General features: G+C 65.5%; 19 protein-coding genes. 9 read left to right on the forward strand and 10 right to left on the reverse strand.

The window, feature by feature from the left end; genetic code table 11:
- Positions 1–138: 138 nt before the first annotated feature.
- Entirely contained in the window at positions 139–2295 is a 2157-nt protein-coding gene (locus BDD18_RS04035; RefSeq protein ID WP_244938976.1) for a bifunctional diguanylate cyclase/phosphodiesterase, read from the forward strand.
- A 24-nt stretch (positions 2296–2319) separates the two neighbouring features.
- Here BDD18_RS04035 and BDD18_RS04040 read toward each other — a convergent pair whose 3' ends face one another.
- On the reverse strand, positions 2320–2772 hold the full coding sequence (locus BDD18_RS04040) for a CBS domain-containing protein (protein WP_066691606.1): 453 nt from the start codon (positions 2770–2772) through the stop codon (positions 2320–2322).
- Between the two features lie 99 nt (positions 2773–2871).
- Between BDD18_RS04040 and BDD18_RS04045 the strand changes: the two genes are divergently transcribed.
- The 3 genes from BDD18_RS04045 to BDD18_RS04055 all read left to right on the forward strand — a co-directional run bounded on the left by BDD18_RS04045 (position 2872) and on the right by BDD18_RS04055 (position 5515).
- On the forward strand, positions 2872–4182 hold the full coding sequence (locus tag BDD18_RS04045; RefSeq protein ID WP_142081529.1) for an O-acetylhomoserine aminocarboxypropyltransferase: 1311 nt from the start codon (positions 2872–2874) through the stop codon (positions 4180–4182).
- A gap of 2 nt (positions 4183–4184) precedes the next feature.
- Entirely contained in the window at positions 4185–5003 is an 819-nt protein-coding gene (locus BDD18_RS04050; protein WP_142081531.1) for an alpha/beta fold hydrolase, read from the forward strand.
- A 164-nt stretch (positions 5004–5167) separates the two neighbouring features.
- A complete protein-coding gene (locus BDD18_RS04055; protein ID WP_142081533.1) occupies positions 5168–5515 on the forward strand; it encodes an Mpo1-like protein in 348 nt (115 codons plus the stop codon).
- Positions 5516–5614: 99 nt separating this feature from the next.
- Here the strand turns inward: BDD18_RS04055 and BDD18_RS04060 are convergent, their stop codons facing one another.
- Positions 5615–6859: a YihY family inner membrane protein gene (locus tag BDD18_RS04060; RefSeq protein WP_066698339.1), complete on the reverse strand. Its 1245-nt coding sequence runs from the start codon at positions 6857–6859 to the stop codon at positions 5615–5617.
- Between the two features lie 247 nt (positions 6860–7106).
- On the opposite strand from BDD18_RS04060, the gene BDD18_RS04065 reads away from it, so the two are divergent.
- On the forward strand, positions 7107–7523 hold the full coding sequence (locus BDD18_RS04065) for a DUF2069 domain-containing protein (RefSeq protein WP_142081535.1): 417 nt from the start codon (positions 7107–7109) through the stop codon (positions 7521–7523).
- Between the two features lie 48 nt (positions 7524–7571).
- Complete coding sequence (locus tag BDD18_RS04070; RefSeq protein ID WP_142081537.1) at positions 7572–8990, forward strand: FAD-binding oxidoreductase; 1419 nt, start codon at positions 7572–7574, stop codon at positions 8988–8990.
- 14 nt (positions 8991–9004) lie between these two features.
- Here the strand turns inward: BDD18_RS04070 and gcvA are convergent, their stop codons facing one another.
- The gene (gene gcvA, locus BDD18_RS04075; protein ID WP_142082511.1) at positions 9005–9919 is read right to left on the reverse strand and encodes a transcriptional regulator GcvA; all 915 of its coding nucleotides are present in this window, start codon (positions 9917–9919) and stop codon (positions 9005–9007) included.
- Positions 9920–10035: 116 nt separating this feature from the next.
- Between gcvA and BDD18_RS04080 the strand changes: the two genes are divergently transcribed.
- The 3 genes from BDD18_RS04080 (at position 10036) to BDD18_RS04090 (ending at position 13094) form a co-directional block, all read left to right on the forward strand.
- The gene (locus BDD18_RS04080) at positions 10036–10710 is read left to right on the forward strand and encodes a cupin domain-containing protein (RefSeq protein ID WP_142081539.1); all 675 of its coding nucleotides are present in this window, start codon (positions 10036–10038) and stop codon (positions 10708–10710) included.
- Between the two features lie 20 nt (positions 10711–10730).
- Positions 10731–11804, forward strand: a complete 1074-nt coding sequence (locus BDD18_RS04085; RefSeq protein ID WP_066693320.1) for an FAD-dependent oxidoreductase — start codon at positions 10731–10733, stop codon at positions 11802–11804.
- Positions 11805–11888: 84 nt separating this feature from the next.
- Positions 11889–13094, forward strand: coding sequence for an MFS transporter (locus BDD18_RS04090; RefSeq protein WP_066693316.1), 1206 nt, complete (start codon positions 11889–11891; stop codon positions 13092–13094).
- A gap of 542 nt (positions 13095–13636) precedes the next feature.
- On the opposite strand, the gene BDD18_RS04095 is transcribed toward BDD18_RS04090, so the two are convergent.
- The 7 genes from BDD18_RS04095 to BDD18_RS04125 form a co-directional block, all read right to left on the reverse strand.
- The gene (locus tag BDD18_RS04095) at positions 13637–14659 is read right to left on the reverse strand and encodes a PfkB family carbohydrate kinase (protein ID WP_066693313.1); all 1023 of its coding nucleotides are present in this window, start codon (positions 14657–14659) and stop codon (positions 13637–13639) included.
- A 59-nt stretch (positions 14660–14718) separates the two neighbouring features.
- A complete protein-coding gene (gene xylB, locus BDD18_RS04100) occupies positions 14719–16236 on the reverse strand; it encodes a xylulokinase (RefSeq protein ID WP_142081541.1) in 1518 nt (505 codons plus the stop codon).
- Positions 16237–16553: 317 nt separating this feature from the next.
- Positions 16554–16985 carry an IS200/IS605 family transposase gene (gene tnpA, locus BDD18_RS04105; RefSeq protein WP_026437438.1) on the reverse strand — a complete coding sequence of 144 codons (432 nt, stop codon included), beginning with the start codon at positions 16983–16985 and terminating at the stop codon, positions 16554–16556.
- Positions 16986–17309: 324 nt separating this feature from the next.
- A complete protein-coding gene (locus BDD18_RS04110) occupies positions 17310–18242 on the reverse strand; it encodes a helix-turn-helix domain-containing protein (RefSeq protein WP_142081542.1) in 933 nt (310 codons plus the stop codon).
- Positions 18243–18281: 39 nt separating this feature from the next.
- Positions 18282–19694, reverse strand: coding sequence for a D-arabinitol 4-dehydrogenase (gene dalD, locus BDD18_RS04115; RefSeq protein WP_211360663.1), 1413 nt, complete (start codon positions 19692–19694; stop codon positions 18282–18284).
- 29 nt (positions 19695–19723) lie between these two features.
- Entirely contained in the window at positions 19724–20470 is a 747-nt protein-coding gene (locus tag BDD18_RS04120; RefSeq protein ID WP_142081544.1) for an SDR family oxidoreductase, read from the reverse strand.
- Positions 20471–20475: 5 nt separating this feature from the next.
- Positions 20476–21519 (reverse strand): ABC transporter ATP-binding protein, encoded by a 1044-nt coding sequence (locus tag BDD18_RS04125; RefSeq protein WP_142081546.1) that lies wholly within the window; start codon positions 21517–21519, stop codon positions 20476–20478.
- Between the last annotated feature and the right edge of the window lie 84 nt (positions 21520–21603).

Raw genomic sequence — 21603 nt, forward strand, 5'->3', positions numbered from 1 at the left:
GCAGAGCGCCTGTGTAGGACTAGCATGGGGTCAGACTCTTGAGAAGCGCATGCCAACCTCCCCATCGCTCCATGGAGCCCCCGCCACGCCACGCACTCTGTTGCACCATGAGCCGCCCCCCTGCTGGCCGACAGCCCCTTGCGCCAAGCCCTGGATTGCAGCGACAACGCCATCGCGCTGACCAACCGCGACCGGCAGGTGGTGTATGTCAACCAGGGCTTCACGCGCCTTTTTGGCTTCACCATTGACGAGGCGCGGGGCCGTTACCTCAGCGACATGCTGCAGGGCCCGCACACGCACCAGGGCCTGACGGAAGCCATTCGCAGCGGATTGCGCCTGCAAGGGCATTACCACGGCGATGCGCTCATCTACAGCCGCGATGGCCAACCGCGCTGGGTATCGATGGTGGTCAACAAAGCGGATGAAGCACAGGGAGGTCCCGGCGGCTCCATCACGGTGCTCACCGACATCACCCTGACCAAGATGCATGAAGTGCTGCAAAAGCGCGTGCTCGAAAGCATGGTTAGCGAAACCAGCCTGCCCGAGCTGATGACCAGGGTGTGCAAAGAGGTGGAAAACATTGCCCCGGAGGTCACGGCCTCCATCCTGACGGTAGACACGAACGGCCGGGTTCATCCCCTGGCGGCCCCCGGTTTACCAGACCACACCTGCGCGGCACTCGATGGCGTGCAGATCGGCCCCAACGTTGGCTCCTGCGGCACGGCGGCCTATTTGGGCAAGCCTGTGGTCACCACCAGCATCGCCACCGACCCGCGTTGGGATGACTGCCGCGCTCTCTTCGAATCGACCGGACTGAAGGCCTGCTGGTCCAGCCCCATCAAAAACCACCAGGGGCAGGTGGTTGGCACATTCGCGTTTTATTTCAAGGAGCCGCGCGAACCCAATGCGCTGCACAAGAGCCTGGTGCAGGTCTGCCTGCACCTGTGCGCCCTGGCCATTGAGCGCGACGCTTCGCGCCAGCGCATCCACCAGCTGGCGTTCTTTGACGTGCTGACCGGCCTGCCCAACCGCGCCATGTTCCGCAACAACGCGGAAAGGGCCCTGTCCAGCATGGCACGTGACCACCAGACCGGCGCCCTGCTCTTCGTGGACCTGGACCGATTCAAGCAGGTCAACGACACCCAGGGCCATGCGGCCGGAGACATCTTGCTGCGGGTGGTGGCGCAGCGCCTGGGCGAATGCGTGCGCGCCCAGGACTGCATTGGCCGCCTGTCGGGCGACGAATTCGTACTGCTGCTGTCTAACTGCACCACGGAACAAGCGGTGCAAACGGCGCAGCGTGTACTGGGCAGCATCGCCATGCCGGTAGACATCCAGGGGCAGATCAACCTGCCCAGCGCCAGCGTCGGGATTTCCATTTATCCCTATGACGGCACTGACATCGACACCCTGGTGCGCCATGCTGACCAGGCGATGTACCAGGCCAAAAGCGACCATCGCCACAGCCTGCAACTTTTCAGCCAGGAGATGAACCGGCGCGCGCAGGAACGCGCTGCCATGGAGCGGGCCCTGCACCACGCACTGGAGCGTGGCGAGCTGACCCTGCACTACCAGCCCCAGATCACCTCGGACCCGGTGCTGGCGCTGCACGGCATGGAGGCCCTGGCCCGCTGGAGCCATCCCGAATGGGGCGCAGTCTCTCCAGCGCAGTTCATTCCACTGGCCGAAGAAACCGGGTTGATTCCGGCGCTTACCGATTGGCTGGTGAATGAGGTCTGCCAGCAAATCAACACCTGGCGCGCAGCCGGCGTTGAGGTGCCGCATGTGGCAGTGAATCTGTCCGGGCGCAGTTTTCACCAAAAAGGGTTTGCGCAGAACGTGAGCGACACCTTGCGCCAGCATGGCTTGGCGGCGCACGACCTGCTGCTGGAAATCACCGAGAGCGTGATGATGGATGCGCGCGAGATAACCCAGGAGAACATCGAGTTGCTGAGCCAGCAGGGATTTCGCCTGTCACTGGATGACTTTGGCACCGGCTACTCTAGCCTGAGCTACCTGCACCGCCTGCCAATCACAGAGCTGAAGCTGGACAAGTCTTTCGTGCAGGACCTGGAACACAGCGAAACGGCCCGAGCACTCACGATTTCCGTGCTGAGCATCGCGAAGAGTCTGGGCATGACCGTGGTGGCCGAGGGCGTGGAAACGTCGCAGCAGTGCCGCTGGCTGAAAGAGCACGGCTGCGAGGTGATGCAGGGCTACCTGCTGGGCCGCCCCATGCCGGCACACATGCTGCACGCGTGGTCTTTGGAAGCCAGCGCCGTTTGCTGCAGCTGAGCACCTGGGCAGCAGCCCCTGCGCTCAGGCCTTGGTATCGTCTTCCGCAGGCCAGTCGCGGATGTAGGCCTTGAGCATCTGGTTTTCGAAGTTCTGGCTGTCTACCACGGCCTTGGCCACGTCGTAGAAGCTGATCACGCCCATGAGCATGCGCTTGTCCATCACGGGCATGTAACGGGCGTGGCGGTCCAGCATCATGCGGCGCACCTCGTCCATGTCGGTTTCCAGCGTGCAGGTCAATGGCGCATCGTCCATCGCAGAGCGCACGCGCATGGTGCCCACCGAGCCCCCGTTGCGCACCATGGCCTGGATCACTTCGCGGAAAGTGAGCATGCCTACCAGGTCACCGAGCTCCATCACCACCAGCGACCCAATGTCTTTCTCGGCCATCACCTGGGCCGCTTGGGCCAAAGGCTCGTCCGGCGTCACGGTGTAGAGGGTGTTTCCTTTGACGCGAAGGATGTCGCTGACTTTCATGGTGCAAGGTCTCCGGGGGGCGCGCTGCGCTGTAGGCGTAATCGCATCAAATATAGCCCACAATTTACGCTCACATCGACAACATCGGAGACAGAACCCATGCCCGGTTATTCAGACCCCGGCTTCGACACGCTGGCGCTGCACGCAGGCGCCAGCCCCGACCCCGCCACCGGCGCACGCGCCACCCCCATCCACCTGACCACCTCGTTCGTCTTTGAGTCGAGCGACCACGCGGCCTCCCTCTTCAACCTGGAACGCGGCGGCCATGTGTACAGTCGCATCAGCAACCCCACCAACGCGGTGCTGGAGCAGCGCGTGGCCGCCCTGGAAGGCGGCGTGGGTGCCATTGCCACCGCCAGTGGCCAGGCCGCACTGCACCTGGCGATTGCCACGCTGATGGGCGCAGGCAGCCACATCGTGGCCAGCACGGCGCTGTATGGCGGCTCACAAAACCTGCTGCACTACACGCTGTCGCGCTTCGGCATCGAGACCACGTTTGTGAAGCCGGGCGACATCGACGGCTGGCGCGCTGCGGTGCGCTCCACTACCCGCCTGTTCTTTGGCGAAACCGTGGGCAACCCCGGCCTGGATGTGCTGGACATCCCCACCGTGTCGTCCATTGCGCACGAAGCGGGTGTGCCACTGCTGGTGGATTCCACCCTCACCTCGCCTTGGCTTATCAAGCCGTTTGAACATGGCGCAGATCTGGTCTACCACTCGGCCACCAAGTTCCTCTCGGGCCACGGCACCGTGGTGGGTGGCATCGTGGTGGACGGCGGCAGCTTTGACTGGGATGGTCCAAAGTCGGCTGGCAAGTTTGCCGAGCTGACGCAGCCCTACGATGGCTTTCACAACATGGTGTTCACCGAAGAGAGCACCGTGGGCGCCTTTCTGTTGCGTGCGCGGCGCGAGGGCCTGCGCGACTTTGGCGCCTGCATGAGCCCGCACACGGCCTGGCTCATCCTGCAGGGCATCGAGACCCTGCCGCTGCGCATGGCGCAGCACATGCGCAACACCGAGAAGGTGGTCGAATTTCTGGCCGCGCAGCCGTTTGTGTCGCGCGTGGGCCACCCCTTGCTGGAGTCTCACCCCAGCCATGCCCTCGCGCAAAAGCTGCTGCCACGCGGCGCGGGCTCGGTGTTCAGCTTTGACCTCAAGGGCAACCGAGAGCAGGGCAAGAAGTTCATCGAAACCCTCAGGGTCTTCAGCCACCTGGCCAATGTGGGCGACTGCCGCAGCCTGGTGATCCACCCTGCCAGCACCACGCACTTCCGCATGAGCGACGAGGCGCTGGCGGGCGCAGGCATCAGCCAGGGCACGATCCGCCTGTCCATCGGTCTCGAAGACGCCGACGACCTCATCGACGACCTGAAGCGCGCGCTGAAAGCCGCTGAGAAAGCGGGGGCCTGACCATGCATATCAACGTCAACGGTGCCGCCATCTACGCCTACACCGGCGGCAAGGCCTTCGATGCCGCCAAGCCTACCGTGGTGTTCATCCACGGCGTGCTTAACGACCACAGCGTGTGGGCCCTGCAAAGCCGCTACATGGCCAACCACGGCTGGAACGTGCTGGCCATCGACCTGCCCGGCCACTGCCGCAGTGGCGGCGATGCGCCCGCCACGGTGGAGCAAGGCGCGGACTTCATCGGCGCGCTGCTGGATGTCGCGGGCGTGCAGCGCGCGGCACTGGTGGGCCACAGCTGGGGATCGCTCATTGCCATGGAGGCGGCCGCGCGGCTCAAGGACCGCATCAGCCATCTGGTGCTGGTGGGCACGGCGTTCCCGATGAAGGTGTCGCCCGCACTCATCGAGGCCTCGCAGACCGACCCGGAGAAGGCGATGCGCATGGTCAATGTGTTCTCGCGCAGCACCTTGTCTGCGCCCCCATCGGCCCTGGGCCCGGGCACCTGGGTGTTTGGGGCGGGCATGGCGCTGGGGCGCAAGGTGCTGCGCAGCAATACGGCAGTCAATGTGTTCCACCGGGGTTTTGTGGCCTGCGACAGCTACGCAGGCGGCGAGGCGGCCATGGCGCAACTGACCTGCCCGGTGCTGTTTGCCCTGGGCAGCCAGGACCAGATGACCTCGCCCAAAGCGGCGCAAGGACTCATCAAGGCCGCCCAGGCGGCGGGCAAGCAGGTGCAGATCACACACCTGCCCGTGGGCCATAACCAGATGACCGAGGCGCCCGAAGAGACACTGGCCGCCATCCGGGACTTCCTGGCCCGGTGAGCCCCCAAACCCCGGCGCGCTGACAGTCCGCCGGGGTTTCAATCGCTGGTTCAAGGTGGCAGACCCGTTGGCGACAGCCCACCCGCACTGCCCCACTGGTGCGCGCCAGAACTGTGGCGTATAACGCGGGCAGAGGGGCTTTACCCCCGCCCGGAGACAACGCCATGACCAGCCAGACTGCCACCCCGCAACCCGCGCCCGGCACGGACCCTCGGGCCTTCAAAAGCTTTGCGGAGTTCTACCCGTTCTACCTGAGCGAGCACAGCAACCGCACCTGCCGCCGCCTGCACTTCGTTGGCTCCACGCTCAGCCTGCTCTGCCTGGCCATGCTGCTGGCCACGGGCAAGCCGCAGTACCTGCTGTATGGCCTGCTCTGCGGCTACGGCTTTGCCTGGGTGGGGCACTTCGGCTTTGAAAAGAACAAGCCCGCCAGCTTCAAGCGGCCGCTCTACAGCTTCATGGGCGACTGGGTGATGTACAAGGACATCTGGACCGGGAAGGTGCCGTTTTGAAGCACTGATTCGCGCACCTTCCGCCGTGAACAATTCAAGAAAAAACAGGCTCTAGCGCTTACCAATCAAGCGCTAGCAGCTATTATTTATATAGCAAAACTAAACCATCCGCTGCACGCCCAACGCAGGCTCAGTACGCGCGCTGGTCTGCAGCACATCCTCCAGCAGCAAGCCTTCCAGCCGGGCTTTTGCCCACAGCGGTTGCAAGCTTTCAGAGCGCTCCAGCAGCAGCCGCTGCACCAGCGGCGCCAGGGGGGTGGCACCCGGGTTGGCCAGCAGCACATAGCGGGACTCGGGCACATCCGCTTCGCCCACCGCCGCATCGTTGACCTGGCCCACCCAGTCCAGCGCAGTCAGCGCCTCCAGCACCGGGGCCAGCTGCAACCCATCCACCCGCAGCAACTGCGCGAGCTGGCTGGGGCGCAGGCCCTTGAGGGGCTGGTGGCGTACGCGGTGCAACTGCTGTAGCACCTCCACCGCCAGCTGAAACGTCCAGCCCGCCACCGTACCGCGCCGCGCCACGCCCGCCAGCAGGCTGGGCAAATAGGCTGTGACCACCGCACCCAGCAGCACAATGACCCAGGCCACATAGATCCACACCAGCAGGATGGGCAGCGTGGCAAACGCGCCATACACCACCGAATAGGTGGGCACCTTGCCCAGGTACACCGCCAGCACTTTCTTGGCCAGCTCAATGCACACGGCCACAAACAGCCCGCCCGTCCAGGCGTGGCGCCACTTCACCGGCGTGTTGGGCACATAGTGGTAAAGCGCCGCCATGCCGCCCGCCAGCACCACAAACTGGATCGAATCAAACAGCAGTTGCACCCCGTCGGGCAGGCGCTTGACCAGCCCACCCGATGCCGACATCACATACGACGTGAGCGCGAGGCTCGCGCCCATCAGCAGCGGGCCCAGCGTGATCGCGGCCCAGTAGATCAGCACCCGCTGCCCCAGCGGACGCAGGCGCTGCACGCGCCAGATGTCGTTGAGCGTGCGGTCGATGGTGAGTATCAACGCCAGCGCCGTGGCCAGCAGAATGCTGAACCCCGCCGCCCCCAGGCTGCTGGCCTTGGAGGCAAACAGCGTGAGGTAGCCCAGCACCTGGCGCGAGATGCTGTCAGGCACCAGGCTGCTGACCAGCCAGCCCTGCAGCGCATCTTGCAGCTTGCCAAAGATGGGGAAGGCGGTGAACACCGCCAACGCCACGGTAAAGAACGGCACCAGCGCCAGGATGGTGGTGAAGGTCAGGCTGCTGGCCGTGAGGCCCAGGTGGTCTTCACGAAAGCGCTCGCGCAATGTCTGGGCTGTGGTCTTCCACGGGAAGTGCGACAGCTCGGTCATGAGCGCCTCCACGCGCAGTGCGGCTGTCTGGAGCGTGCTATGCACTTTTACGTGCCCACGAAAGCCGGGGAAAGGCCAGGCAACTAGGCGCAGGACGCGCCGCGGTATGGATACCGCAAGCGTTCTGCAACAACGCGGCCGGGCCTTTCCCCGGCTTTCCCGAAGGGTTGGGCCACCAGGCCAACGTGGGTACGTAAAAGTGCATAGCACGATCTAGAAAGAACATGGCCGATATGATGCCACCCCAATGACTGCATCCCCCGCCATCCCCAATCCCCCCGCCGACCACGGCGTTGCCGCTACACGCTGGGTGGCCACGGGCAGCCTGCTGGCCCTGATCGTTCTGTGCCTGGCCTGGGAGCTGGTGCTGGCACCTGTGCGCCCCGGTGGCACCTGGCTGGCCATCAAGGCCCTGCCGCTGTGCATCCCGCTGGCAGGCATCCTCAAGAACCGCATGTACACCTACCGCTGGGTCAGCCTGGTGATCTGGCTGTATTTCACCGAAGGCGTGGTGCGCGGCTGGAGCGACAAGCCCCCATCACAGTGGCTGGCCTGGGCCGAAGTGGCGCTGTGCCTGGTGCTGTTCACCGCCTGCACGCTGCATGTGCGCCTGCGCCAGCGCAACGCCCGGGCGGCGGTCGATACCGCCGGGGCGTCTGTCTGACACGCCACCGCCAGTCCTCCTGTTTACCGATCTTGAAGACGCTCTGCCATGACCTCTTTGCTTGACACCCTGCGCTCCATCGTGGGCGATGCCCATGTACTGACCGAAGGCGACCTCACCGCCTGGGAACAAGACTGGCGCCGCCGCGTGCGCGGCAAGGCCCTGGCTGTGGTGCGCCCGGCCAGCACGCCCGAAGTGGCAGCGGTGGTCAAGGCCTGCGCTGCGGCAGGCACCGCCATCGTGCCGCAGGGCGGCAACACCGGGCTGGCCGTGGGCTCCACGCCCGATGCATCGGGCACGCAGATCGTGCTCAGCCTCACGCGCATGAACGCCGTGCGCAACGTGGACACCGACAACCTCACCATGACCGTGGAGGCCGGCTGCATCCTGCAAAACCTGCAGGAAGTGGCGCGCAATGCGGGCGCACTGTTCCCCCTGTCGCTGGCGGCCGAGGGCAGTTGCACCATTGGCGGCAACCTGGGCACCAACGCGGGCGGCACGCAGGTGGTGCGCTACGGCAATACGCGCGACCTGTGCCTGGGGCTGGAAGTCGTCACCCCGCAGGGCGAGGTGTGGAGCGGCCTCAAAGGCCTGCGCAAGGACAACACGGGCTACGATCTGCGCGATCTGTTCATCGGCAGCGAAGGCACGCTGGGCATCATCACCGCCGCGTGCATGAAGCTCTACCCCCAGCCCGCCGCCAAGCTCACCGCCTGGGCCGCCGTGCCTTCCATGGAACACGCCGTGCAACTGCTGGGCATGGCGCACCAGAAGCTGGGCGCGGGCCTGACGGGCTTTGAGGTGATGGGCCAGTTTGCGCTGAGCCTGGTGGGCAAGCACATGCCGCAACTGCGCGTGCCCTTCCTGGGCCAGGACGATGCGCCCTGGTGCGTGCTGCTCGAAAATTCCGACAGCGAATCCGAAGAACACGCCCGCGCGCGCTTCGAATCTCTGCTCGAAAAAGCGTTTGAGGTCGGCTGCGTCACCGATGCCGTAGTGGCCGAAAACCTCACGCAGGCGCACCAGCTCTGGCACATCCGCGAGAACATTCCCCTCGCCCAGGCCGAAGAGGGCCTGAACATCAAGCACGACATCTCGGTACAGATCTCGCGCATCCCCGCCTTTGTGGCGCACACCGATGCGGTGCTGCAGCGCGAGATTCCCGGCGTGCGCCTGGTCAACTTCGGCCACCTGGGCGATGGCAACCTGCACTACAACGTGCAGGCACCTGTGGAGGGCGACCCCAAGGCCTTCCTGCGTGACAACGAAGAGCGCGTACACCAGCTGGTGTACGACGCCGTGGCTGAGTTTGGCGGCTCGTTCTCTGCCGAGCACGGCGTGGGCGAGCTCAAGGCCGACAAGCTGGAGAAGTACCAGTCGCCCGTGGCGCTGTCGATGATGCGCGCCATCAAGCAGGCGCTGGATCCGCAGGGCATCATGAACCCTGGGCGCGTGCTGAAAGCCTAAACAGCGCTGGGAACCTACGCGGGGCCATGGGCCTCCCGCAGCAGCCAGTCCCGAAACGCGGCCACCTTGGGCTGTGCGATGCATTCGGGACGGTACACCACGTAATACGCCAGGGCCGATTCCAGCCGCACTTGCGGAAACAGCCGCACCAGCCGGCCCGCAGCCAGGTCGTCATGCGCCATCACGCTGCGCGCCAGCGCCACGCCTTGGCCATCAATGGCCGCCTGCAGCACGGCGGCCGAGTTGTTGATGCGCAAGCCCCGGTCGGTGGGCACCCCCTGCACCCCCGCATGGCGCAGCCAGGCCTGCCAGCTGGCAAAACCCGTGCTGGTATCAACAGACTGGTCATGGATGAGCACCTGCCCGCGCAAATCGCCCGGGGCCTGCAGCGTTGCCGTGGCCAGCAACGCCGGGGCGCACACGGGGTACACCTCTTCGTCCATCAACTTCTCTGCCGCCAACCCTGGCCACTGACCCCGGCCATAGCGCACGCCCACGTCGATGCGCTGGGCCACAAAGTCCACCGGCTTCAGGCTGGTGTCCAGCCGCAAATCGGTCTCAGGCCAGGCGGCCTGAAAGCGCTCAATGCGCGGAAGCAGCCACTTGGCGGCAAACGCCGGGCTCACAGTCACCGTGAGCACGCCGCCCGCGCTGCCACTGCGCAAGCGCTCCAGCCCCACAGCCAAGCGCTCCAGCCCCGCACGTATGTCAGGCAAGGCCTGCTCGGCCACCTCCGTGGTCACCAGCCGGGCGCGGCCGCTGGTGCTGCGCACGAACAGCGGGCTGCCCAGCCAGTCTTCCAACGTGCGCACCAACTGGCCTACCGCCGCAGGGGTCACATTCAGCTCTTGCGCCGCCAGAGAAAAACTCTGGTGCCTGGCACTGGCTTCAAAGGCACGCAGGGCGTTAAGGTGGGCTATTGATCGCATACCCATAAAGTTTTTCTTTGGTGGATTGCGACTTTATCTCAGTTGTTCAAGAGGCCTCCAGACCTAAAAATACGCGAGTCTTCAAGCCGCAACCGCCCCCAGAGGTGATCCCTTCCATGCAAATCAACGTCGACTTCACCCAACCTGCGCTCGTACACCCCCAGCAGCACCAGTGGGTGGCCTCACCCCAGGCGGGAGTGGAACGCATCATGCTCGACCGCACGGGCGCGGAGCGCGGGCGGGCCACCAGCATCGTGCGCTACGCGCCCGACTCGCGGTTTCCGCACCACCAGCACCCCGCGGGTGAAGAAATTCTGGTGCTGTCGGGTGTGTTTTCCGAAGGCGACCACCACTACCCCCAGGGCTGGTACCTGCGCAACCCGGCAGGCTCGGGCCACGCCCCGCACAGCACCGAGGGCGCCGTGATTTTTGTGAAGCTGGGGCATCTGCCGCCCGCCCCCAATGCCCCCGCTGGCGAGTCGCTGCGCATCAACACCCATGACACGGCTTGCTGGGCCACCGAAGGCGAGCACGCTGCGTGCGAGCTGTACCGCGACGCCGACGAGCACACCCGGCTGCTGCGCCTGGCACCCCAACGCCAGCTGCCCCTACTGGCCACACGGCAAACCGAAGCCTTCGTCATCCAAGGCAGCCTGCACAGCGCAACCGACGAGCTGCCCGAACGCGGCTGGTTGCGCCTGCCGCCGGGTTCTACGGCGGTGTGGCACGCTGGCGCGCAAGGCGCTACCGTGCTCCTCAAAAGCACTGCGCCCCACATCGCCACGGCTTGAGCCCCATGCTGCCAACCTCCATGACCTCTACGCGCATCGCCATCCTCGGTGGGGGCCTCAGCGGCCTGCTGGCAGCCCGTGCTCTGCATCGCCAAGGCATCCATGACTTTGTGTTGCTGGAAGCACGCAGCGCACTGGGCGGGCGCATCACCTCTTTCCACAGCCCGGCCAGCTCCACACCCGCAACGGCTGCGCTGCACCGCTTTGACCTGGGCCCAAGCTGGTACTGGCCAGACTTTCAGCCCGACTTGCACGCGCTGATCGAGCAGTCGGCCCAGAGCGCTCCCATGCGCGTGCCCGGCTACGCCCAATCGCCTGCGTCCATGCGCCTGCTGGGTGGCACCGAAGCCCTGGTAGATGCGCTGCAGGCCGAGGTGCCCCCGCACCAAATCCGCACAGGCCACACGGTGCGCAGCCTGCGGGCCGACGGCGCGCAGGTGCACCTGACGAGTGCGGACGCCCTGGGGCAAGACCACCACTGGCAGGCCGAGCATGTTCTGCTGGCCCTGCCCCCGCGCCTGGCCGTGGCGCAGTTGGATTGGCAGCCGCCATTGCCTGCAGATTTGCACAGTGCGTGGCAACGCACGCCCACCTGGATGGCGCCCCACGCCAAATACGTCGCTGTGTACGAAACGCCCTTCTGGCGCGAGCAGGGCCTGTCAGGCCAAGCCCGCAGCGCACGCGGACCCCTGGTAGAAATCCACGACCTGTCGCAGCCCGGCGGTGGTGCCGCGCTGTTTGGTTTTGTGGGTGTGCCTGCAGCTGTTCGAGCCACCGTATCTGAAGATGTGCTGCGCCAGCACTGCCGAGCCCAACTGGCACGGCTGTTTGGCCCGGCAGCGGCACACCCGGTGGCCGACGCGCTCAAGGATTGGACCCAGGACCCACTGACCGCCACCGCACAAGACCAAAGCAGCACCGGCCATCACGCAGCCGCCCCCGCTGCCTTCACCAGCGAAGGTGCCTGGGCGGAGCGCATTGTGGGCATCGGCAGCGAGTGGTCACCGCAGTACCCCGGTTACCTGGCCGGGGCACTGGACGCCACGCAACGCGGCCTGCACACCCTGGGCATCCCCGCAAGCGCAGCTCTGTAATCTGCCCACAGATGGCTGAGGCACACTGAGCACCTCCCTATTTGCGTGGGCGTCACACGCATCCACCTTCCTGATCGGCCCTGCATGACCCTGCACCCCTCCGTTTTGCGATTGGCGATTGCCCAGGCCCTGTCGGGCGCCAACACCACGGTGGTGTATGCCACGGCAGCCATCATTGGGCACCTGCTGGCACCGCGCCCCGGCATGGCCACGTTGCCGATTTCGGTGTTTGTGATCGGCATGGCCTTGTCCACGCTGCCGGTGGGCGCGGTGGCACGCAAGCATGGCCGCCATGCAGCCTTCTTTCTGGGCAATGGGTGCGGCGTGGTGTCGGGGCTGCTGGCCAGCCTGGCGCTGGTGCAAGCATCGTTTGTGCTGTTCTGCCTTGCCATGCTTTTTGGCGGTGCCTATGCGGCGGTGGTGCTCACCTTTCGCTTCGCGGCAGCCGAATGCGTGCCTGCGGCCGACAAGCCCCGTGCCTTGTCACTGGTGCTGGCCGGTGGCGTGTTTGCGGGGGTGCTGGGACCGCAACTGGTCACCGCCACCATGAACCAATGGCCACCGCACGCCTACGCCGCCACCTACCTGTGTGCGGCGGCCGTGTCAGTGCTGTCGGCCCTGGTGCTGCGTGGTGTGCGGTTTGCGGGCAGCCCCGTCGCGCCCGCTGCTACAGGCGCGGCGCCATTGGCCCCACCTGCCGCCGGTCGCCCCATCCGGGACGTGGTGCGCCAGCCCCGCTTTGTGGTGGCCATGCTGTGCGGCGTGGTCAGCTACATGCTGATGAACTTCATGATGACCTCGGCACCGCTGGCCATGGAACTGTGCGGCCTGCCGCGCGAATATTCCAACTACGGCATTGAGTTGCATGTGGTAGCCATGTACCTGCCCAGCTTTTTCACCGGGCGGCTCATCGCCCGCTTTGGCGAAACCCCCATCGTTCTGGCAGGCCTGGCGCTCACTGCTGCGGCCGCCCTGGTGGGCATGAGCGGCCAGACGGTGGCACATTTCTGGTGGGCACTCGCCCTGCTGGGCGTGGGCTGGAACTTCGGCTTCCTGGGTGCGTCGGCCATGGTGCTCCAACGCCACACGCCACAGGAAGGCCCGCGCGTGCAGTCCATCAACGACTTCGTGGTGTTCGGCACCATGGTCATCGGCTCGTTCGCATCGGGCAGCCTGCTCTCGGCCTACGGCTGGAGCACCGTGGCCGCACTGACGCTGCCGCCCGTGGTGGTGGCCGCCGCTGCGCTGCTGTGGCTGGGGCGCGCGCGGCAGGCTCAGCCTTCCATCTGAAAAATACCCACTCAATAGCCGGTTCCAGGGACAGCGCGAGGAGGATGCAACGGCACCAGACGCATAGCCCTGCTGACAAAGAGCCATCCCGCCCCCAACCCCAATAAGCATCCTGCAGCCAGCCAGACGCCGAGTGCGAAGGACCAGGATCCAAAGTACAGCGACAAGCCAGCGAGAAAAAGTACCTCTGCGATCACTGCAACGATGATCGACTTTGAGATAACCGCATGGACGTTCGACGACAGTGCCCAGCGGCAGTGGTGACATGTGAAAGCACTTTGCACGGCCCAAAGAGCGATTCAACCTCTGCAAATTGGGCACTGAAGGATGGGTTCCGCCGTGATCCTCTGACTCGATGTAGGCACCAGTGATCTTAGCGACGCGGGCATCCGGGGCCAGACTTCGTTTACACGCACCTGCGGGCATTAACTCGACCCGGCTTTTGGGCCCACCTGAAAATTTACGGAAGGCTTGTCGCAAGGTGAGCCAAGCGCCGCCCAAAACAAGCGCTGCGTGGCTGTATCGCTTGCAGCAGCCGTGGACTACGCCGTCTGCGCCGGATGCTTTTGCGCCCAATCCACCGCAGCCTCCCACCCCGGCGGTACACACCCCTGCTCTATCACGCAGAGGCTGGCACTCGCCAGGGCGTGGTGCAGGGCTTTTTGGCAGGCTGTGTCTGACAGCGTCTCCACACACTGCGCAAACGAGCCAGCACCCGCTGGTTGAGACTGGCGCAGCAGGTGGGTCAGCAGGCCTGCCAGAAAGCTGTCGCCCGCGCCCACGGTGTCGGCCACGGGCAAGGGCTGGGCCTCTTGCGCGAAGCACTGGACTCCGTTGCGATGCAGCAGCCATGCGCCATTGGCCCCTAGCGTCAGGGCCAGCAGATGGGCCTGGGGATTGGCGGCCAGCAGGTGGCGGGCACGGACAAACGCATCGGCGCCGGGGACTGCTAGGTGTTCCAGGTCTTCGTCGCTGGCTTTGATGATGTGGGCGTGGGCCAGGGCGGCGTGCACGGCGCTGCGGTAGGCAGCCAGGTCGGGCATGACGGAGGGGCGCAGGTTCGCATCGACCACCACGCAGTGCCCTGCAGCGCGCTGGGCAGCCAGCCAGGGCAGGTAGGTGGCGGCGTCGCGGGCATCGAGCGCCAGGGCGCCGGTGCAGACCACCTGCAAAGCGGGCAAGGCAGTGCAGGCATGGCCCAGGCCTTGCGCCGACACGGCGCGGTCGGCCACGCCTTCGCGGTAGAAGGCGTAGTCGGGGTGGCCGTGGGCGTTGAGGTTGACCACGGCCAGCGAGGTGACTTGCTGCACCGGATCGGGCTGCGCCAAGTGCACGCCATCGGCTGCCAACTGGGCCGCCAGCTCGCGGCCAAAGCGGTCGCGCGACAAGGGGTTGAGGTACTGCGTGCCCACGCCCTGGCGGGCCAGTGCACGGCACAGGTTGTACAGCGCGCCGCCCAGGCATGGCAGGTAGCCGCCATCGGGGCGGCGGATCAGGTCGATGAGGGCTTCGCCCGCGATGGCGACTTGGACAGGAGGGGGCTGATGGGTGGTGGAAACAGTCATGGCAGGGAGGACAAAGCGGGCAATAAAACGGCAACCACTGGCGCGTTGATCAAAGCCGATCAGAATTGCGCTTGCAACGCCGGATACAGCGCCACAAAACGGGCATAACGCTCGGCCAGCAGGGCTTGCTGGGCGGGCTCGGGTTGGAACGTGGCATCGGCCGCCAGGGGTTGGCTCCAATGGGCTTCGTCGCCGCCGCAGGCCATGGCGGCCAGGCGGGCTGCGCCCAGTGCGGCGGCGGCGTGGGCGCCCTCAGGGCGCTGCAGCGGGGTGCCCAGGGCGCTGGCCAGCAGCTGTGCCCAGGGGTTGCTGCGGGCACCACCGCCGACCAGGGCCAGGGGGCTGGAGTGGATTTCAGTGGTGGAACGGGGACGGGCTTCGACAGGCTCAGCCTGAACGGCTGGGGTGGAACCCGCAGCGCGCATGGCATTGAGGCCATCGAGCAAACCAAAGCCCACGCCCTCCATGACGGCATAGGCCAGGTCAGCGGCGTCGTGCTCGGCCCGCAAGCCCATGAAGACGCCGGTGGCCGCCGCGTTGTTGTGCGGGGTGCGTTCACCACTCAGGTAGGGCAAAAACAGCGGGGCCTGGGCCTGGCGGCTGGCGGGCAAGGCACCCACGGCGGCAGACAGCTGGGCCTCGTCGCCGCGGCCAGTCAGGCGGGTGACCCAGCCAAAGGCACTGGCCGCACTGAGCATGACGGACATGTGGTGCCAACGCGCTGGCAGCGCGTGGGCAAAGGCGTGCACGGCGCGCTCGGTGGCGGGGGCAAACGCATCGGTCACCCGAAACACCACGCCCGACGTGCCCAGCGACACAAAGCCCTGCCCCGCCATGCGGGCACCCACGCCCACGGCGCTGGCAGCGTTGTCGCCGGCGCCTGCGGCCACGACGACACCTTCGCGCAGCCCCCAGCGCCGCGCCACATCGCTGCGCAGTGTGCCGGTGGGTGCACTGCCCTCGGCCAGCGCCGGCATGTGCGAAACATCGAGCCCACAGGCTTGCAACATGGCCGGGCTCCAGGCGCGCGCCTGCACGTCCAGCCACAGCGTGCCCGATGCGTCGGACATGTCGCTCACTGCATCGCCGGTGAGCTGCAGGCGCAGCCAATCTTTGGGCAGCAGCACGGTGCGGATTTGCGCGAACACGTCGGGCTCGTGCGTGCGCAGCCACAGCAGCTTGGGGGCGGTGAAGCCGGGCATGGCGAGGTTGCCGGTGATCTGGCGCGAGGTGGGCACGGCCTGCTCGAGCAGCGCACATTCGGCGCTGGCGCGGCCGTCGTTCCACAGAATAGCGGGGCGCAGCACCTGGCCCTGCGCGCCCAGCACCACGGCGCCGTGCATGTGGCCCGACAGGCCGATGCCGCGCACTTGGGCCCAGGCTGCGGGCACCTGCACGCGCAGCTGGGCCACAGCGGCTTCGACGGCGGCCAGCCAGTCTGCCGGGTGCTGCTCGCTCCAGGTGGGGTGCGGGCGGTACTGGGGCACGGCGGCATCGGCCGTGGCGATGACGGTGTGCACTTCGTCCAGCAGCAATAGCTTGACGCCGGAGGTGCCTAAGTCGATTCCGAGGTACATGGGGTGGTGATGCGATGGGTCAGCCCAAGAGGGCCGAGGCGGTTTGAAAGCGAATGCGGAGGGGCGGCTTCGACAGGCTCAGCCCGAACGGCTGTGGCGATGGTCTTTTGAATAAAAATGGGGCTCTTCTAGCGAATAGTAGTGATGGAAATCGCCGCACGTCTGTAAACGACGATTTCGACGTACGACATTTATCGAGTGCATCAGTAACCATCCCCCGGCAAAGCCGGGGGCATTCGGGATGTGAGCCGCTCAAAGCGGCTGTAAGGGGTCGCTAACGCGGCCCCTCATTCTTGGGGCCACCTATCGGTGGCTACTCACCTCCATAGACCGAGTTGGTCCAACCTCTCGTCTTCCTTCTCCTGGTTTCGGATGTACTCCCGTATCACCGCTTCGTCGCGTCCCACCGTCGAGACGAAGTACCCTCGCGCCCAGAAGTGCTGACCCACGAAGTTGCGCTTTCGCTCTCCGTACACCCGCGCAAGGTGGATTGCGCTCTTGCCTTTGATAAAGCCCACCACCTGCGACACCGAGTACTTCGGTGGGATCGACAGCATCATGTGCACGTGATCGGGCATCAGATGCCCCTCTTCAACCCTGCATTCCTTTTGCGCGGCCAACTTTCTGAATACCTCACCCAGGTGTTCGCGTAGCTGCTTGTACAGCGTTCGCCTTCGACACTTGGGGATGAAGACCACGTGATATTTGCAATCCCAGGCCGTGTGACTCAAACTTTCATACTTGTCCATCGTGTTTCTTCCTTTCGTTTGCTTGGCGGCTCACGATTGAAAGTCTCTACGGTGGACAACCTCCTGAAAAGTCAAACTTCTACTGCCTCCCCGGCAGAGCCGGGGGGCCTCCTTTTGGTAGCTAGCATTCGCTAGAAGAGCCAAAAATGGCCTGCAGGGCCCGTCAATAAAGCGCTGGCAGCTATGGTTTTTGAGGATTCCGCGCCCTGGCTTCGACAAGCTCAGCCCGAACGGTGGGGGGATAGCTGCGAGCACAGGTTTGAACGCGGTATTGAATGTGGGTTGGAACGCAGGACGCAATGAAGCCCCGGAGCCCGCCAGACATCACACCTTCCCGAACCGGCCCGCGCCCTGCTTGCGGTATTCGCTGGGCGTCATGCCCTTGATGTCCAGAAAGCGGCGGTTGAAGTTGGCCATGTTGTTGAAGCCCACGTCGTAGGCGATGTGAGTGATATAGCGGTCGGTCTCCATCAGCAGCTGGCAGGCGCGGTTCACACGCACCAGGTTCACAAAATCAGTAAACGTGTTGCCCGTGGCACGGCGAAAGAAGCGGGAGAAGCGGCTTTCGGTCATGTCCAGCTCTTGCGCCAGATCGGCAGCGGACAGCGGCTCGGCCAGGTGGTCGGTGATGCGGCTGACGATGGCGTTGATCTGGTCGAGCTGGGTGTCGTTGTCTTCGCTTTGCAGCTGGGTGCTCGACAGCAGGCGAAAGTCGGTGCAGCAGGCCAGGTCGCTCATGAATTCGCAAAACGCGCCAAAGCGTGCCAGGCCCTGGCGCGCCTTGATGCGCTGCCAGTGCTCTTGCGCCTGCAACTCCATGCCAAAGAACTCGATGCCATGCCGCGCGCGCTCGAGCAGGGGCAGCACCTCGCGCAGCTCGGGAATGGTCTCGCTGCTGGCCACCAGGGGCGCGTGCGAGAACTGAATCACCAGGTCGCGCAGTGGCACGCCGCCTTCGGGCAGGTCCATGCTGATCCAGTTGTGCGGCAGGCGCGGCCCGGTCAACACCAACTGGCCGGGCTGGAACTGCCCGATCCAGTCGCCCACAAACACCTTGCCCGACGTGGCGGTGATGAGGTGCAGCTCGTATTCATCGTGGTAGTGCCAGCGCGCCAGCGGGGTGGGAAAGCCGTGCGACAGGCAGCGGATGAAGCCCGCCGTCTCGGGCGACTCGTAGCCCAGCGCGGGGGAGCGCACATAGTCGTGCTCCAGTTCGGGCTTGGTCTGGCGCGGGGCGATGGGCGTCTTCACGGTCATGGCGGGGGTAGCGGGCAATGTGCGGAAATTACACCAGCATCAGGCGTTGGCCCGGCCCGCCACAAATGCCTGCACGCGGGCATAGGCTTTGCGCAGGGCGGCCACCAGCTTCGGGTGGCCGGCCATCTCGCCCCACAGGGTGGCGTCAGCGGCAAAGGCGGCTACCGGGTCGGCGGCGCTGCATAGGGCATGCGCCACCGCAGGGTCCATGGCCTGGTCCTGGTAGGTGTAGGGGATCTGCCCCGCGTGCCAGCGCTGCAGGTACGCCAGGAACAGCGCAGGCAGCAGGGCCACGCTGTCGAACGACGCTTGGCGCGCCAGCTTGTCGCGGATGGTGGGCGCGATCATGCCGGGGATCTTGGAAAACGCGTCCATGGCCACGCGCTGGTTGGTGTCTGCAATGGCGGGGTTGCCAAAGCGGTCCAGCACCACGTCGCGGTAGGCCTCCAGGTCGATGGGGCATGGCTGCTCTGGGGTATGCAGCACGGGGATAGCATCATCGGTGACGTAGTCGTAGGCCATCTGGCGAATGGCGGCGTCGTGCGTGCCTTCGTGGATATACAGGTAGCCCGCCAGCGTGCCGGCCCAGGCAATGCAGCTGTGCGTGGCGTTGAGCAGGCGGATCTTGGCTTCTTCGTGCGCCTGCACCGACTGCACCATCTCCACACCCACCTTTTCCCACGCGGGGCGGCCGGCGATGAAGTCGTCTTCAATCACCCATTGGATGAAGCTCTCGCCCATCAACGCGGCCTTGTCATCCCAGCCCGTGGCTGCCTTCACACGCTCGGCCACGTCGGGCGTGGGGCGGGGGGTGATGCGGTCGACCATGGCGTTGGGACTGGTGGTGTGGGCCAGCACCCAGGCCTTCAGCGCGCCATCGCCCAGCGCGTCGATGAACTGCAGCAGCCCGCCGCGCGAGCGGTCGCCGTTGTGGCGCAGGTTGTCGCAGTTCATCAGCGTGACGGGGCCTGCGCCCGCCAGCATGCGTGCGCGCAGGATGCTGACCAGGCCGCCGTAGACGGTGTGGCCGGCCTGCCCTGCCCTGACGGCTTCGAGGTCGGCGCGCAGGTCGGCAAAGGTGGGCCAGTCGAGCTGGTTCTGGGCATTGAGGTAGTAGCCCGCCTCGGTCACCGTGAAGCTGATGATGCGCGTGGCAGGGTCTGCCCCCGCCGCAATCAGCGGGGCCAGGTCGTCTTGGTAGGGGATGACGCGCTGGATCGATTCAATGACGGTATAGCTGCGCTCGCCCTGGGGCGTGACGGTTTCGAGCGTGTAGCGCCCGCCCTGCGCTTGCAGCGCCGCAATGGTGTCGGCTATGTCGGGGCGCAGGTTGCCGGCTGCGATGGCCCAGTCGCAATCATCGGCGGTGCCTTGCTGGCGCAGCTGGTGAACGTAGACGGCCTGGTGGGCGCGGTGAAAGGAGCCCAGGCCCAGATGCAAGATGAAATTCATGGTGCGTGAATGCGGGAAAAGGGGGCGGTTCAAAGATCGAAATGGGTGGGCATCATCACGACGTCGCGGATGGTCATGCCGCGTGGGCGGGTGAGCATGAACAGCACCACGTTGGCCACTTCGGCCGCCTCGATCAGGCTGCCGCTGGCCTTGGCCTCAGCAAGCTTTTCTTCAGGCCAGTCGGCCAGTAGCGAAGTGATGACAGGCCCGGGCGAGATAGAGCCCACGCGGATGCCGTGCTTGAACACCTGGCGGCGCACGGTCTGCACAAAGCAGTTCACCGCCCACTTGGACGAGGCATACACCGGCTCCCACGGCGTGGGGAAGTGCGCGGCCAGCGAACTGGTGACGATGATGTCGCCCGTGCCGCGCTCGATCATGTGGGGCAGCACGTTGTGCACGTTCTTCATCACCACGTTTACGTTCAAGTTCAGCATGCGGTCGATGGCGTCGGGGTCGGCATCGACCAGATCGCCGCCCACATAGAGCCCCGCATTGGCGTGAAAAATATCGAGCGGCCCGGCCAGGGCCAGCGTGCGCTGCAGCAGGCTGGCGCATTGTTTGGCGTCGAGCAAATCAAGCACCAGTGGCAAGGCCCTCTCGCCTATCGCAGCGCAGGCCCGCGCCAGCGCCGCTTCGTCGCGGTCGATGAGCACCACGCGCGCGCCAGCGTCGGCCAGGGCCTGGGCGCTGGCAAAGCCAATGCCAGATGCGGCGCCGGTGACGGCGGCCACCTTGCCGTGCAGTTCTTGGCCAGGAGTGACGGAAGCAGTCATGGCGGTCATGCGGCGTAGTGGCCCACCACGCGGCCTGCGGGGTCAAACCAGTGGGCTTGTTCGGTGGCTACGTTCAGCGATACGGCATCGCCCGGCAGCAGCAGGGTGCGCTCGCTCAGGCGGGCCACCAGCTGCGCGCCTTCGGCGGTGCGCACGTACAGCAGCGTCTCTGCACCCAGCGCTTCCACCAGCTCGACCTGCCCGGTGATGGCGCCCTGCCCTTTGGGCACCACGGTCACCGCTTCAGGCCGCAAACCCATGGAGCCGCCTGCGGCTGCGGCGGGCGCCTGCCGCTGCACCGCAGCCGGCAGCTGGGCGCAGGGCACCACGTTCATCTGCGGGGTGCCAATGAACTGCGCCACGAACTGGTTGGCGGGCCGGTCGTACAGCTGCAGCGGCGTGCCCACCTGCTCGATTTGCCCGTCACGCAGCACCACCACCTTGTCGGCCAGCGTCATCGCTTCGACCTGGTCGTGCGTGACGTAGATGGTGGTGGCGCCCAGGTCGCGGTGCAGCTTGGCGATCTCCACGCGGGTCTGGCCGCGCAGCGCCGCGTCGAGGTTGGACAGCGGCTCGTCAAACAAAAACACCTTGGGTGCGCGCACGATGGCGCGGCCAATGGCCACGCGCTGGCGCTGGCCGCCCGACAGCTCTTTGGGCGTGCGCTGCAGGTACTGCGTGAGGTTGAGGATGCGCGCGGCGTTCTGAACCTTTTCGTCGATGACCTGCTTGTCCACCTTGGCGAGCTTGAGCGCAAAGCTCATGTTCTCGTAAACGCTCATGTGGGGGTACAGCGCGTAGCTCTGGAACACCATGGCCAGGTCGCGCTTGCTCGACGGCTGGTCGGTGATGTCGCGCCCGTCCAGCATCAACGTGCCACCGTCGATGCCTTCGAGCCCCGCAATCAGCCGCAGCAGCGTGGATTTGCCGCAGCCCGAAGGGCCGACGAAGACGATGAACTCGCCCTGGTTGATGGTGAGGTCGATGCCCTTGATGGCGCGGTGTTCGCCAAAGAATTTTTCGATGCCGCGCAGTTGAAGGTAGGCCACTCTAGTGCTCCGAATAACAGGTTGATTCCGATCCGCCAGCAGCGGTGGTTTGAACAGGGGCGCAAGGCGCGGTAGCCGCGCAAC

The organism is Acidovorax temperans, assembly GCF_006716905.1.
Classification (GTDB): Bacteria; Pseudomonadota; Gammaproteobacteria; order Burkholderiales; family Burkholderiaceae_C; genus Acidovorax; species Acidovorax temperans.

Bases quoted from the DNA above. Each gene is read 5' to 3' on its own strand.
- BDD18_RS04040 (WP_066691606.1), bottom strand. From the start codon at position 2,772: ATGAAAGTCAGCGACATCCTTCGCGTCAAAGGAAACACCCTCTACACC.
- BDD18_RS04045 (WP_142081529.1), top strand. From the start codon at position 2,872: ATGCCCGGTTATTCAGACCCCGGCTTCGACACGCTGGCGCTGCACGCA.
- BDD18_RS04050 (WP_142081531.1), top strand. From the start codon at position 4,185: ATGCATATCAACGTCAACGGTGCCGCCATCTACGCCTACACCGGCGGC.
- BDD18_RS04055 (WP_142081533.1), top strand. From the start codon at position 5,168: ATGACCAGCCAGACTGCCACCCCGCAACCCGCGCCCGGCACGGACCCT.
- BDD18_RS04060 (WP_066698339.1), bottom strand. From the start codon at position 6,859: ATGACCGAGCTGTCGCACTTCCCGTGGAAGACCACAGCCCAGACATTG.
- BDD18_RS04065 (WP_142081535.1), top strand. From the start codon at position 7,107: ATGACTGCATCCCCCGCCATCCCCAATCCCCCCGCCGACCACGGCGTT.
- BDD18_RS04070 (WP_142081537.1), top strand. From the start codon at position 7,572: ATGACCTCTTTGCTTGACACCCTGCGCTCCATCGTGGGCGATGCCCAT.
- gcvA (WP_142082511.1), bottom strand. From the start codon at position 9,919: ATGCGATCAATAGCCCACCTTAACGCCCTGCGTGCCTTTGAAGCCAGT.
- BDD18_RS04080 (WP_142081539.1), top strand. From the start codon at position 10,036: ATGCAAATCAACGTCGACTTCACCCAACCTGCGCTCGTACACCCCCAG.
- BDD18_RS04085 (WP_066693320.1), top strand. From the start codon at position 10,731: ATGACCTCTACGCGCATCGCCATCCTCGGTGGGGGCCTCAGCGGCCTG.
- BDD18_RS04090 (WP_066693316.1), top strand. From the start codon at position 11,889: ATGACCCTGCACCCCTCCGTTTTGCGATTGGCGATTGCCCAGGCCCTG.
- BDD18_RS04095 (WP_066693313.1), bottom strand. From the start codon at position 14,659: ATGACTGTTTCCACCACCCATCAGCCCCCTCCTGTCCAAGTCGCCATC.
- xylB (WP_142081541.1), bottom strand. From the start codon at position 16,236: ATGTACCTCGGAATCGACTTAGGCACCTCCGGCGTCAAGCTATTGCTG.
- tnpA (WP_026437438.1), bottom strand. From the start codon at position 16,985: ATGGACAAGTATGAAAGTTTGAGTCACACGGCCTGGGATTGCAAATAT.
- BDD18_RS04110 (WP_142081542.1), bottom strand. From the start codon at position 18,242: ATGACCGTGAAGACGCCCATCGCCCCGCGCCAGACCAAGCCCGAACTG.
- dalD (WP_211360663.1), bottom strand. From the start codon at position 19,694: ATGAATTTCATCTTGCATCTGGGCCTGGGCTCCTTTCACCGCGCCCAC.
- BDD18_RS04120 (WP_142081544.1), bottom strand. From the start codon at position 20,470: ATGACTGCTTCCGTCACTCCTGGCCAAGAACTGCACGGCAAGGTGGCC.